Here is a 12020-nt window from a genome sequence, read left to right as displayed (position 1 = left end):
CGCGGCTCACGGTTGTCCGCTGCGCACGCTCGCGGGGACCGGCTGATCGGCGGCCAGCGCATCGAACAAGGCGGCGGCCTTCTCGCGGTCCCACACCACGACCGAGCCGGAATTGGTGCTGGTGAATTGCCCGATGGGCACCGTCAATTCGGTCGGCGAGCCCTGCAGTGCCCAGCCCAGCCGGGCCAGGTCCCAGACGTGATCGCCGCGGTCGACGGTCAGCGCGCCGAGGGCCGCGTGCGGTACGGCATACCACCGCCACGGATTGAGCCAGACCATCGGACTGGCCGCGCGGTGCAGCAGCGCCGACATGAACTGCCGTTGGTCGACCATCCGATCCAGGTCGGCCCGAGGGGTGGCCCGGCTGCGGACGTAACCAAGCGCTGCGGCACCGCGGAGCTGCTGGCATCCGGCGGGCAGGTTGATCCCCGCCAGGGGGTCGTCGATCGGCGCCTGCGGGCACACGGTGACTCCACCGAGGCCGTCGACGAGGCCGGCGAATCCGCCGAAGCCGATCTCGGCGTAGTGGTCGACCCGAAGACCGGTCGCTTGCTCGACGGTCTCGGCCAACAGCGGTGCACCGCCCATCGAGAACGCGGCGTTGATCTTGTCGCGCCCATAGCTGGGTATGGGCACGTAGGAGTCGCGGGGAATGGAAACCATCGTGGTTGACGCGCTCGACGTGATGCTGGGGACATGAACCAGCATGATCGTGTCGGTGCGCCCGTTGCCGGTATCGCCGCCGGTCGCCAGCGCCTGTTGTTGTTCGGGGGTCAACCCCTGACGGCTGTCCGAGCCGACGAGCAACCATGTGCTGCCCTGGCCGGCCGGCGGGCGGCCGGAGTAATCCGTCAGCGCCGACACGCGGTGCAACGACGTCTCCAGCCACAGCGAGGTGCCGAGAACCGCGGCACACGCCAGTAGCACGGCGATCACCACGCTCAGTGAAATGACCTGCAGCCACGCCTTTTTGCGACGTGTTGGGCGATGCGGCGACGGTGGGGCGAGCGGTTGCGCGCGTTGTCCGGGACCGCGACGAGTGGGCGACACCGGCCGCGGTGGCGCCGGGCCAGGCGGTGGTGGCCGTTTGCGCCGGCCCCGGTCGTCCATGCTCAGTGCAACCATCGCAGGTGACCGGCCAGCAGGGCGTAGCCGACGAAGGCCACGGTGTCGATCACTCCATGCGCGACCACCAAGGGCCACAGCCGGCTCGTGCGTTGCCAGGCGTAGCCGAAGACCACGCCCATCGCGATGTTTCCCAGCCCCGCGCCGAAGCCTTGATAGAGGTGATAGGCGCCGCGCAGCAGGCTCGACCACATCAGGGAACCCCACGATCCGACGCCCAACTGATTCAACCGGGTGAGCAGATAGCCGACGACGATCACTTCCTCGGCCCAACCGTCGGCAAAGGCGGTGAGCACCAGCATCGGGACGCGCCACCAGGTGTCGCCCAGGCCGGACGGGATCACGGAGGCATTGACGTGCAGCGCCCGTGCCGCGAGGTAGAGCCCTAGACCGGGCACGCCGATCAGCGCAGCCAGGCCGAGGCCGCCGAGCAGATCGGAGCGCCACCGGAACCGCGACAGCCCGACGCTTGCGGGCGATAACCCGGTGCGCCACAACAGGAACAGGCCGAGTGCGCCCCAAGCGACCAGCTGCACCACGACGGTCGCATTCAGGCCGAGATCGACCAGGTCGAAGTAGGACCGTTTGGGATTGAGCGGAATTCGCTGATTGCTCAGACCTCGCAACACCGAATCGGTGAGCTGCAGTGCCGCCTCGACGGCGCTCAGGCCGAAGGTCACCGCCAGGGTGATGACCAACTCGACGCGCAGCGGCCGGCGCTGGGCATCGCTGAGGGGCGCAACCACCCCGTCACGGTAACCGGCCGGGCTCGGTGCCCTAGCTCTGGCGCGCTCGCAGGCCGTTTACGAACGGACACCCCATCAGCACCCGGATGGCTTTACCCAGCCCGGCCACGTCGTCGACCGGTGTGGGGAATGGCAGTCGGATATCGCGGTCGCCGTCGGCGCTTTCCAGCCGCAGCCGCATGCCGTAACGGTCGATGCCGAGCGGGCGAATGTCGCCGCGTCGCAGCCGCGCCGGCAGTCGTGCGGCCAGCCGCGCAATCACGTCACGATGGGCGGTGTCCAGGTGGCGGATCCAGCAGGATTCGACGGCGCAGAACGGATCGGGTCGGGCGGCCAGCAGCGCCGCGGAATCGACGGCCTCGGCGCCGGTGGCGTCGGTGACCACGACCGACTCGATCTCCAACCGGGCCAGCAGGTACTGAGTGTCGCCCTCCGCGGGCGGGACGGAATCCGGCGTCCGCACCTGCAGCAGCGCCGGATGAGGGTGTTCGGCGGCGATCATGTCGAGCATCTCGCGCACGTCCGACGACGGCACCTGATGCAGCCGGCCTCGGATCCACACCAGCGAGCGGACCGGTTCACGCAGCGGCAACGGCGCATAGTCGGCGAGTTCCAGCACGGCTTGCACTCCGTCGGCGCGGCAATCCGCCGGTGCCCCGACCGCGAACGATCCATTGGCCAGCAGGTGATGCAGGGGAGTGGTGAGCGGCTCGGCGCCGTCGACTGCGAGCAGCGCCTCGCCCGCCCGGACGCAGGTGCTGCGGATCCGTTCGGCCGTCGTCGGCGCCGGGCAGTGAGCGAGTGTCATCATGATCCGTCCTTGTAAGTGAGGTAAGCCTTACTTAACTAAACAGGATCGGGCCGCGCAAGACCTACGACCCGATAGGGTTGTTGGTCGTGGCCAGCATCGCGTATCTCGGTCCAGCTGGGACCTTCACCGAAGCGGCGCTGTTGCAGATGACCGACGCGGGTTCGGTCCCCCCGTGTCCGGCCGACGCGTGGCAGTTGCTGCCGGTGGACAGCACGCTCGCCGCGCTCGACGCGGTGCGCGACGGCGCCGCGGTGTTCGCGTGCGTGCCGATCGAGAACTCGATCGACGGCTCGATCATGCCGACCCTGGACAGTTTGGCGATCGGCACTCCGCTGCAGATCTTCGCCGAGCTGACGCTCGACGTGGCGTTCAGCATCGCCGTCCAGCCCGGCCGGACGCCCGCCGACATCCGCACGTTAGCCGCGTTCCCGGTGGCCGCCGCCCAAGTGCGCCGCTGGCTGGCCGCGAACCTTCCTGCTGCGCAACTGCGTCCGGCCATCTCCAACGCCGACGCCGCACAGCAGGTCGCCGACGGTCTGGTCGACGCCGCGGTGAGCTCCCCGCTGGCCGTCGCACATCGCGGCCTGTCGACGATGGCCGACGGCGTGGTCGACGAGGCCAACGCGCGCACCCGCTTCGTGTTGGTCGGTCGGCCCGGACCCCCGCCGGCCCGAACCGGCGCCGACCGCACGTCGGTGGTGTTGCGGATCGCCAACGCCCCGAGCGCGCTGGTGTCGGCGCTCACCGAGTTCGGGATTCGGGGCATCGATTTGACGCGCATCGAATCTCGGCCCACCCGAACGGAATTGGGTACCTACGTGTTCTTTCTGGACTGCGTCGGCCATATCGACGACGACGCCGTCGCCGAGGCGCTCAAGGCGTTACACCAGCGGTGTGACGACGTGCGCTACCTGGGCTCGTGGCCGACCGGGGAGGTTGCCGGGGCACCGCCTCCGCAACTGGATGAAGCCGCGCGCTGGCTCAAGGCGCTGCGGGACGGGTCGGCGCGGTGAGCGGTCGGCTGGTGTTGTTGCGGCACGGCCAGTCCTTCGGCAACGTCGACAAGCGCCTGGACACCCGACCGCCGGGAGCCGAGCTGACGCCGTTGGGTCGTGAGCAGGCCCGCAGTTTCGCGAAGGCGCTGCCTTCGCCGCCGGCGCTGCTGCTGCACTCGGTGGCCACCCGGGCCGTCCAGACCGCCGAGGAGATCAGCGCTGTGGTCGGTGTGCCGGCGCGCGAGGTGACCGGGATCCACGAGGTTCAGGCGGGCGAGCTGGAAAACCGCAACGACGAGGCGTCGATTGACGAGTTCCATGCCGTGTACGAACGCTGGCTCAAAGGTGAGCACGACGTCTCGATGCCTGGCGGCGAAAGCGCGAACCAGGTGCTGGATCGCTATCTGCCGGTGGTGAACGAGCTGCGTACCCGCTACCTCGACGAGGCGAACTGGTCCGGAGACATCGTCGTCGTCAGCCACGGCGCGGCGATCCGGCTCACCGCGGCGTTACTGGGCGATGTGCCAGACACTTTCGCCATCGACCATCACCTGGCCAACGCCGAATACGTGGCGCTGGCACCCGATGCCGGCGAAGTCGATCGCTGGACCTGCGAGCAGTGGGGGCCGCACACTCCGCCGTTCGATCCGGAGCCCGACGCGGAGGACTCGATTACCGACCCGATGGGTTAGCCGGCGAGCACCTGCGGCGCGTTGACGTGCGCGCAGTCGCAGCCGACGGCGTCACAATCGACTACGAAGGTGTGCACCAATAGCTCTGGGCTGGTGCAGTTTTCGTCAGTGCATTCCGACCGGTGCAGCCAGTGGTGGATCAGCGTTCCGTGGCAGTGCTCCAGGCCTGCCCGGCAGTCGCGGCAGTTGTCATACATAGGCCGTTTGTAGCACCCACCGCCGACAGAGTCCGAGTGCCGCGCCCGTTCTGGTGTCCGCGAAACAGAAACTACGGCTGTGCGTGGGCACGAAGTGACGACCCTGGCTGCTGTTTCACGCTCACTGGGAGTGGATGCCCCGCTCCTCAACGGCCCGTGCCGGGCCGCATCGTCGCCGCGCTGGGAGTGGATTGCCCGGCTCCTCAACGGCCCGTGCCGGGCCGCATCGTCGCCGCGCTGGGAGTGGATTGCCCGGCTCCTCAACGGCCCGTGCCGGGCCGCATCGTCGCCGCGCTACGCCCAGCCGAGTTCGTGCAGCCGGTCGTCGTCGATACCGAAATGGTGGGCGATTTCGTGGATCACGGTGATCTTGACCTCCTCGAGAACCTGCTCGTCGTCGTCGCAGATCTCCAGCAGCGCGTCGCGGTAGATCGTGATGGTGTCCGGCAGCGAACCGCCGTAGTGCGAGTCCCGTTCGGTCAGCGCTACGCCTTCGTACAGCCCGAGCAATTCGTCGTCGTCGGGATGGCGGTCGGCCACCAGCACCACCACGTTGTTCATCACGGCCGCTAGTTTGCGGGGGATCAGGTCGAGCGCGTCGGACACCAGTTCATCGAATCGTCGCGGATCCATCCGAACGGCCACCGGGCTATTGCCCCGGTGGTGGCGGCGGAGGTTCGGGCGCGGGCGGAGGTGCCTGCGGGCCACCCGGCGGTGGAGCTTCCGGCCCGGGCGCGGCCGGCGGCGCCTCGGGAGCGGGCGCGGGTGCCGGTGAGGCGGGGGCGGGCGCCTGGCCCGGCAGGTGCTGATTGCCCTGCCGCTGGCTGCTCGATCCGCCGGACGCTCCGGACGACCCGTTGGTTCCCGACGCGCTGGAGCCGCCCCCGTTCGCGCCGGTCGACGCGGCTCCTCCGCCGGGTTCTGGACCGGTCGGGATGGGAGGCAGGTTGAGCCGCTCCTGCGGAATGTCGGGCGGCGGGATCGGGGGTTGTCCGTTGATCTTCAGCGCCCCCTTGGCGCTGTTCAGCAGCGTCGCCCAGCCGCCGTTGCCCAGCGTCGCGCCGATACTGCAGGCGACCTCGCGGCTGCCGGCCGACCAGCTGGGCAGCGACAGCGTGCTGTAGATCAACGTCAGCGTCGTGCTGCGCAGCTGCACCGGCGCGAGGTAGGCGTCGGTCTGCTTGGTGCAGGACTCCTTGATGAAGGCGTCCTGCTCCGGCTCCGGCGGCAATCCTTCGGGGAATCGGGCGAGCAGGTTGACCGTGCCGGTGACCTCCATGGCGTGCGGCGCGACGCAGTCGACCGGGATGTCGGTGGGCTGGTTGGTGGCAGGGTCGATACCCAGACAGGTTCCGTCCGGCCAGACCTTCGACTGGTCGATGTCGGCGACCTTGCCCTTGAAGGCGACCTGCTGGTTACCGGCGCCCGGCAGCTGCAGGCCGCACAGCATGCGCCGCTCGCCGAACTGCCGCCACGCCTTATCCCCCGACCACAGCATGCTGATGACGAACTTGCTGTTCGGGTCGAACTTCGTGCCCAGGTAGCGCCGGACCGACGACTCGCACTGCTCCTGGCTGATCTGCTCGATGCGGGTGGCCGTGGGTGGCGGTGCCGACGGACCGTATTCCGAACCGGGGAAGGTCCGCATGTCGATCGACTCGGAAACCTCGAAGCGGTGCTCGTCTTTGCAGTCGACCAGGCTGGCTGCCTCGGGCATCCGGTCCGGCCACATCAGGCAATTGCCGCTGGCCGCGCGGTTGAATGCGTCGTTGCCCTTGGCGCCGGTGGGCGGGACGGGATCGATGTAGCCGGCTAGCCTGCCGGGACCGCCGCCGATCGGCAGCGCGGTGACCAGTCCGGCGATCAGCAGGCCGCCGAGGGCGGTCAGCAGCAGTGCGCGCCTGGTCGCCGATGCCTGCAGCGTCCCGCCAAGTCTGTCGAACCATCCGGAACGACGTTTGGGGCCGTCAGCCCCGGGCGGCGCCGTAGCGTCGCCCCCGCGCTCGAATGGGTGCCACATCGCCTCCATTCTGACAGGCGAATGATGATCCGTGACTGCTGTTACAGAAGTGAAATGGTTGCCGCGCGTCGAGCCGGACCAAGTAGGGTTTCTGCCCGTGATCGACCTGAAGCTACTGCGGGAGAACCCCGAGACCGTACGTGAGTCTCAGCGTAAGCGGGGCGAGGACCCGGCCCTGGTCGACGCCCTGCTTGCCGCCGACACCGCCCGCCGCACCGCGATCTCGACCGCGGACACGCTGCGCGCCGAGCAGAAGGCGGCCAGCAAGAAAGTCGGCAAGGCGTCACCCGACGAACGGCCCGCCCTGCTGGACCTGGCCAAGGACCTCGCCGAGCAGGTGAAGGCGGCCGAGGCCGCGCAGGCCGAGAAGGAGGCGGCGTTCACCGCCGCGCACATGGCGATCTCCAATGTGATCATCGACGGCGTTCCAGCCGGCGGTGAAGACGATTTCGTCGAGCTCGAGCGCGTCGGCGAACCGCCGGCGATCGACAATCCCAAGGATCACCTCGAACTCGGCGAAGCACTGGGCCTGCTGGACATGGAGCGCGGCGCCAAGGTGTCAGGCTCGCGTTTCTACTTCCTCACCGGACAAGGCGCGCTGCTCCAGCTCGGCCTGCTGAACATGGCGATCCGGTTGGCCGCCGACAACGGATTCGTGCCGATCATCCCGCCGGTGCTGGTGCGCCCGGAGGTGATGTCGGGAACCGGGTTCCTCGGCGCGCACGCCGACGAGGTGTACCGCGTCGAGGCCGACGACCTCTACCTGGTCGGTACCTCGGAGGTGCCGTTGGCTGGCTACCACTCGAACGAGATCCTCGACCTGTCCGGCGGGCCGCAGCGCTACGCCGGCTGGTCGTCGTGTTTCCGAAGGGAAGCCGGCAGCTACGGCAAAGACACCCGGGGCATCATCCGGGTGCACCAGTTCGACAAGGTCGAGGCGTTCGTCTACTGCGACCCCGCCGACGCCGAGGCCGAACACCAGCGGCTACTGGGCTGGCAACGCGAAATGCTGGCCCGCATCGAGGTGCCCTATCGCGTCATCGATGTTGCCGCCGGCGATCTCGGCTCGTCGGCGGCACGCAAGTTCGACTGCGAGGCATGGGTGCCCACCCAGCAGGCCTACCGGGAGCTGACCTCGACGTCGAACTGCAGCACGTTCCAGGCTCGACGGCTGGCTACCCGGTTCCGCGACTCGACGGGCAAGCCGCAGATTGCGGCGACCCTCAACGGCACTTTGGCCACCACCCGCTGGCTGGTGGCGATCTTGGAAAACCACCAGCAGCCCGATGGCAGCGTGCGGATTCCCGCCGCGCTGGTGCCGTTCGTCGGTGCCGAGGTGTTGCGACCGACGCGGTGAGTCGCTTCTCGCCGAGAGCCCCTGTCACCGGCTCCGGATCATTCGCTGCTGCTCTATCATCTTCAGATCCGAAGTCCTCAAGCAGGCTGGGACGACGGCGTCGGAGAGTTGTGAGAGTGCGCGATGGGATGGATCAGTCAATGGTGGCGCCAGTCCGATCACTATGACGGGCTGAGCGCGCACCTGGCCGCCCGCGGGATGCAGGTGCTCACTCGTTTCACTGTCGCATTCATTGCCGGCGGACTGTCGCTTGTTGCGTTAGGAACAACCTTCACGCCTACGGGTCCAGCGACCCCCGTTCAAGCCGCGTGCGCCTTGGTGGCCTGCGTCGGCGCCGCCTGCGGGTCGGTGCTGTGGGCGATTCGCTGGCCGAGCCGCAACACCGCCATCCGGTTCGCGCTGCTGTCCAGCGCCTGCATCGCATTGATCGGCCTGGCGCAGAGCGACCCCGTGGTCGCACTGTTGACATCGACGGGATTTGCGACGTTGGCCACGTACACCGCGATCTTTCACCGGCCCTGGTTGATGGCATTCAATTTCGCAGTTGCCGGGGTGATCGGGGCGATCGAAAGCTTCCGTATCGGTTTGGTTCTGGGGATCGCGGCGGCGCTATGTGGTTACGGCCTATTACTGCTGCTCAACCTGGCGGTCCCATTCGGTGTCCAGGTCGTGGTGCACGTCCTCGGCGCAGACGCCGTCCACGCCGAGCGGGACCAGCTGACCGGGCTGTTCACCCGCCGGGCCTTTCACCGGCGAGCGAAGGCCTGCCTGGAGCGCGGCGCCCGGCATCAGGCCTATGTCGTGGTCAGTGTGATCGACCTAGACCGTTTCAAACAGCTCAACGACAGCTACGGACACAGCACCGGCGATGACGCGCTGGTGTCGGTCTCCCGGGCACTGCGCGAGACGACTGGCGACACCGCGGTGATCGGGCGTTCGGGCGGCGAGGAATTCGTCATCGCTGACATCTGGCACCCCGACGAGGTCGATCGCCGGGCCCGGCAATTGTGCGACAAGATCGCCGACTTGCCCTGCGGCGTCACCGCAAGCATCGGCACCGCCGGTATCCATCCCGCCTACCGCACCGGTAGCCGCAGCGACCTGCTCATCGAATTGATCGCCGCCGCCGACGCCGCGATGTACGCGGCCAAGCGGCGCGGCGGTAACCAGACCGGCCATCACGAATGGCCACTGCCGCCGCCCCTGGTCAACCTCGCCGAGGACGACACCGACTACCGCGACGGGATCAGCGCCTGACCCTGGACTGCTGCTTGGCGGTGTTGGCGCTCGATGGTCGCGAAGTAGAACGCGAATGCGAATGCGAAGCTGGTGAACAAGCTCGACACGAAATACAGCCATGGCCGCCGCAGCCCACGGCGGTAACCGTCGACGACCGTAAACAGCGGCAGCAGAACAACATTGGCGATCGTGTAGTCCTGGCTCGCCGAGCTCGCGGCCGGGTTGGTGAACATCAGCCGGATGTACTCGGCCCAACTCCCGTGCTGACCCCACAGCGGGTTGGTCGAGCCGTGTGAATACTCCTGCACGAAGCGGATATTGAAGTACCAGCCCAAGATGACCGACGCGACGCCGATCACGTAGTACAGCGCCTCCAACGGTGAGAACAGCCCACCCTCGCCGACGCGGGAGAAGACCTGACGGTTGGACGTGACGATCCAGGTGATGACCGCGATACCGAGGATCGCGTGAGTGAGAAGCGAGACCATGGCCGCAGTCTCGCCCCGCCGGCAAAGTTTTGTCAATATTGACATAACAGCTCGTGGGGTAAATTCCAATGATGATCCGTCCGGCGCAAACCGCGCGCAGCGAGCGCACCCGTGAGGCGCTGCGCCAGGCCGCGCTCGTGCGATTCTTGGCCCAAGGCGTCGAGGACACGTCGGCCGAGCAGATCGCCGCGGATGCGGGGGTCACGCTGCGCACGTTCTATCGCCATTTCTCGTCCAAGCACGATCTGCTGTTCGCCGATTACTCCGGGCTGAACTGGTTCCGTGCGGCGCTGAACGACCGGCCGGTGACCGAACCGATCGTCGACTCGGTGCAGGCGGCGATCTTCGCGTTCCCGTATGACGTTGACGCCGTTGCCAAAATCGCTGCACTGCGCGATCACGAGATCGACCCCGGCCGCATCGTGCGGCACATCCAGGACGTGCAAGCCGATTTCGCCGACGCCATTGCGACCCAGTTGCAGCGCCGCAGCGGCGCCACCGATCTCGCCGCCGACCAACGGGTGCGCTTCGCCGTGACGGCGCGCTGCATCGCCGCCGCGGTCTTCGGGGCGATGGAAGTCTGGATGCTCGGTGACGACCGGTCGCTAGGAGAGTTGGCTCGCGTCTGCCACCTCGCTCTCGAGACGCTCAGGACCGGAATCACCGAGGCGTGGCCGGATCAAGTTTTGTCATAATTGACAAAACCGCGCATTACTGCCAGCCTGCTCACTACAGCGGGAAGGTGTGAGCAGATGACCGACTACGACGCGATCGTGATTGGTGCCGGACACAACGGCCTGGCCGCGGCGGTGCTGTTGCAGAAGGCCGGCCTGCGGACGCTGTGCCTGGAATCGAAGCTCTACGCGGGCGGGATGGCGTCGACCGTGGAGTTGTTCGACGGCTATCACTTCGAGATCGCCGGCTCGGTGCAGTTTCCCACCGCGCCCGTGGTCCGCGAGCAACTCGGCCTGGACACCATTCCCACCATCGACCTGGACGTGATGTCGGTGGCACTGCGCGGGGTCGGGGATGACCCGATGATCCAGTACAGCGACCCGATCAAGCTGTTCACCCACCTCAACGAGGTGCACGGTGCCGAGGCGGTCAACGGCATGGCGGGACTGATGGCTTGGGCGATGGCGCCGACGCGGGCGCTCGGACGCTTCGACGCCGGCGCGCCGCCGAAAACCCTCGACGAGATGTATGCCTGCGCCACCAACGAATTCGAACGCTCCGCGATCGACGAGATGTTGTTCGGTTCGGTCACCGACGTGCTCGACCGGTACCTACCCGACCGCGAAAAGCACGGCGCGCTGCGTGGCTCGATGACCGTCCTCGCGGTCAACACCCTCTATCGCGGGCCGGAAACCCCGGGCAGCGCCGCCGCGCTGGCCTTCGGGCTCGGCGTCCCCGAGGGCGCCACCATGCAGATGAAGAAACTGCGCGGTGGAATCGGCGCGCTCACCTCACATCTGGTCGACATGCTGGAGCGCGAGGGCGGCGAGCTCCGGTTGCGCTCCAAGGTCACCGAGATCGTGGTAGACGATGGAAAGGTCGGCGGGGTGCGTACCGAGGCCGGCGAGACGGTCACGGCGCCGATCGTCATCTCGGCGCTGGCGCCCGACGTCACCGTCAACGAATTGGTCGACCCGGCGGCCTTGTCCGCCGATATCCGCGAGCGCTACACCCGAATCGATCACCGCGGCAGCTACATTCAGATGCACTTCGCCTTGGACGAAGCACCGGAATTCGTCGCTCCGTACGAAATGCTCAACGATCCGAGCATGCAGGCGTCGATCGGGATCTTCAGTACGCCCGAAGAAGTCCAGCGGCAGTGGGAGGACTGCCGGCGCGGCATTGTGCCCGCCGACCCGACGGTCGTCTTCCAGGTGCCCTCGCAGAACGATCCCGACCTCGCGCCGCCCGGCAAGCATGCCGCGTCGGCATTCGCGTTATGGTTCCCGATCGAAGGCGACGTGGATTACGGCGCGGCGAAGGTCGAGATGGGCCAACGGGTGATCGACAAGATCACCCGGTTGGCGCCCAACTTCGAACGCAGCATCAGCCGGCACACCACCTTCACGCCCAAGCACATGGGCGTGATGTTCGGCGCGCCGGGCGGGGACTACTGCCACGGGCTGTTCCACGCCAACCAGGTCGGCCCCAACCGGCCCGGGCCGAAAGGCTTTCTCGGCCAGCCGCTCCCGGTCGACGGCCTGTATCTGGCCAGCACCGGATGCCACGGCGGGCCCGGCATCACGTTCATCCCGGGGTACAACGCAGCCCAGCAGGCATTGGCCGACGCGGGACGCTGAGCTGCCCCGCCGACTGCGGGGGTTAGGCAGAGGAA

Annotated in this window: 13 protein-coding genes; 6 read left to right on the top strand and 7 right to left on the bottom strand. The window is 67.6% G+C overall.

Annotated elements, in window-relative coordinates; translation table 11 throughout:
- Nucleotides 1-6 precede the first annotated feature (6 nt).
- The 3 genes from MKK62_RS07965 to MKK62_RS07955 are packed head-to-tail and all read right to left on the bottom strand — an operon-like array spanning nucleotide 7 to nucleotide 2682.
- The gene (locus MKK62_RS07965) at nucleotides 7-1110 is read right to left on the bottom strand and encodes an LCP family protein (RefSeq protein WP_240261583.1); all 1104 of its coding nucleotides are present in this window, start codon (nucleotides 1108-1110) and stop codon (nucleotides 7-9) included.
- Between the two features lie 2 nt (nucleotides 1111-1112).
- The gene (locus MKK62_RS07960) at nucleotides 1113-1871 is read right to left on the bottom strand and encodes a CPBP family intramembrane glutamic endopeptidase (protein ID WP_240261584.1); all 759 of its coding nucleotides are present in this window, start codon (nucleotides 1869-1871) and stop codon (nucleotides 1113-1115) included.
- A 31-nt stretch (nucleotides 1872-1902) separates the two neighbouring features.
- The gene (locus MKK62_RS07955) at nucleotides 1903-2682 is read right to left on the bottom strand and encodes a DUF2470 domain-containing protein (protein WP_434085037.1); all 780 of its coding nucleotides are present in this window, start codon (nucleotides 2680-2682) and stop codon (nucleotides 1903-1905) included.
- Nucleotides 2683-2768: 86 nt separating this feature from the next.
- On the opposite strand from MKK62_RS07955, the gene pheA reads away from it, so the two are divergent.
- Both pheA and MKK62_RS07945 read left to right on the top strand, forming a co-directional pair.
- Nucleotides 2769-3695 (top strand): prephenate dehydratase, encoded by a 927-nt coding sequence (gene pheA / locus MKK62_RS07950; protein WP_240261585.1) that lies wholly within the window; start codon nucleotides 2769-2771, stop codon nucleotides 3693-3695.
- The gene (locus MKK62_RS07945; protein ID WP_240261586.1) at nucleotides 3692-4369 is read left to right on the top strand and encodes a histidine phosphatase family protein; all 678 of its coding nucleotides are present in this window, start codon (nucleotides 3692-3694) and stop codon (nucleotides 4367-4369) included. The genes pheA and MKK62_RS07945 overlap by 4 nt, the downstream gene beginning before the upstream one ends.
- Here MKK62_RS07945 and MKK62_RS07940 read toward each other — a convergent pair.
- From MKK62_RS07940 to MKK62_RS07930, 3 genes are all read right to left on the bottom strand, one after another.
- Nucleotides 4366-4566, bottom strand: coding sequence for a hypothetical protein (locus MKK62_RS07940; protein ID WP_240261587.1), 201 nt, complete (start codon nucleotides 4564-4566; stop codon nucleotides 4366-4368). The genes MKK62_RS07945 and MKK62_RS07940 overlap by 4 nt on opposite strands.
- Before the next feature lie 294 nt (nucleotides 4567-4860).
- The gene (locus MKK62_RS07935; RefSeq protein ID WP_240261588.1) at nucleotides 4861-5211 is read right to left on the bottom strand and encodes a metallopeptidase family protein; all 351 of its coding nucleotides are present in this window, start codon (nucleotides 5209-5211) and stop codon (nucleotides 4861-4863) included.
- Nucleotides 5212-5215: 4 nt separating this feature from the next.
- Nucleotides 5216-6586 (bottom strand): septum formation family protein, encoded by a 1371-nt coding sequence (locus MKK62_RS07930; RefSeq protein WP_240261589.1) that lies wholly within the window; start codon nucleotides 6584-6586, stop codon nucleotides 5216-5218.
- Between the two features lie 97 nt (nucleotides 6587-6683).
- On the opposite strand from MKK62_RS07930, the gene serS reads away from it, so the two are divergent.
- Both serS and MKK62_RS07920 read left to right on the top strand, forming a co-directional pair.
- On the top strand, nucleotides 6684-7943 hold the full coding sequence (serS, locus tag MKK62_RS07925; protein WP_240261590.1) for a serine--tRNA ligase: 1260 nt from the start codon (nucleotides 6684-6686) through the stop codon (nucleotides 7941-7943).
- Nucleotides 7944-8066: 123 nt separating this feature from the next.
- Complete coding sequence (locus tag MKK62_RS07920) at nucleotides 8067-9200, top strand: GGDEF domain-containing protein (RefSeq protein ID WP_240261591.1); 1134 nt, start codon at nucleotides 8067-8069, stop codon at nucleotides 9198-9200.
- On the opposite strand, the gene MKK62_RS07915 is transcribed toward MKK62_RS07920, so the two are convergent.
- Nucleotides 9176-9670 (bottom strand): DUF2834 domain-containing protein, encoded by a 495-nt coding sequence (locus tag MKK62_RS07915; protein ID WP_240261592.1) that lies wholly within the window; start codon nucleotides 9668-9670, stop codon nucleotides 9176-9178. The two genes, MKK62_RS07920 and MKK62_RS07915, sit on opposite strands and share 25 nt — an antisense overlap.
- Nucleotides 9671-9741: 71 nt before the next feature.
- On the opposite strand from MKK62_RS07915, the gene MKK62_RS07910 reads away from it, so the two are divergent.
- Together MKK62_RS07910 and MKK62_RS07905 are read left to right on the top strand one after the other, a co-directional pair.
- Entirely contained in the window at nucleotides 9742-10365 is a 624-nt protein-coding gene (locus tag MKK62_RS07910; RefSeq protein ID WP_240261593.1) for a TetR/AcrR family transcriptional regulator, read from the top strand.
- 57 nt (nucleotides 10366-10422) lie between these two features.
- Nucleotides 10423-11985: a phytoene desaturase family protein gene (locus tag MKK62_RS07905; protein ID WP_240261594.1), complete on the top strand. Its 1563-nt coding sequence runs from the start codon at nucleotides 10423-10425 to the stop codon at nucleotides 11983-11985.
- The last annotated feature ends 35 nt before the right edge of the window (nucleotides 11986-12020 follow it).

This window comes from Mycobacterium paraterrae (genome assembly GCF_022430545.2).
GTDB classification, from domain to species: Bacteria; Actinomycetota; Actinomycetes; order Mycobacteriales; family Mycobacteriaceae; genus Mycobacterium; species Mycobacterium paraterrae.
The sequence above is the reverse complement of the archived record's forward strand: the minus strand, read 5'-3'. Positions and strand labels throughout refer to the sequence as shown.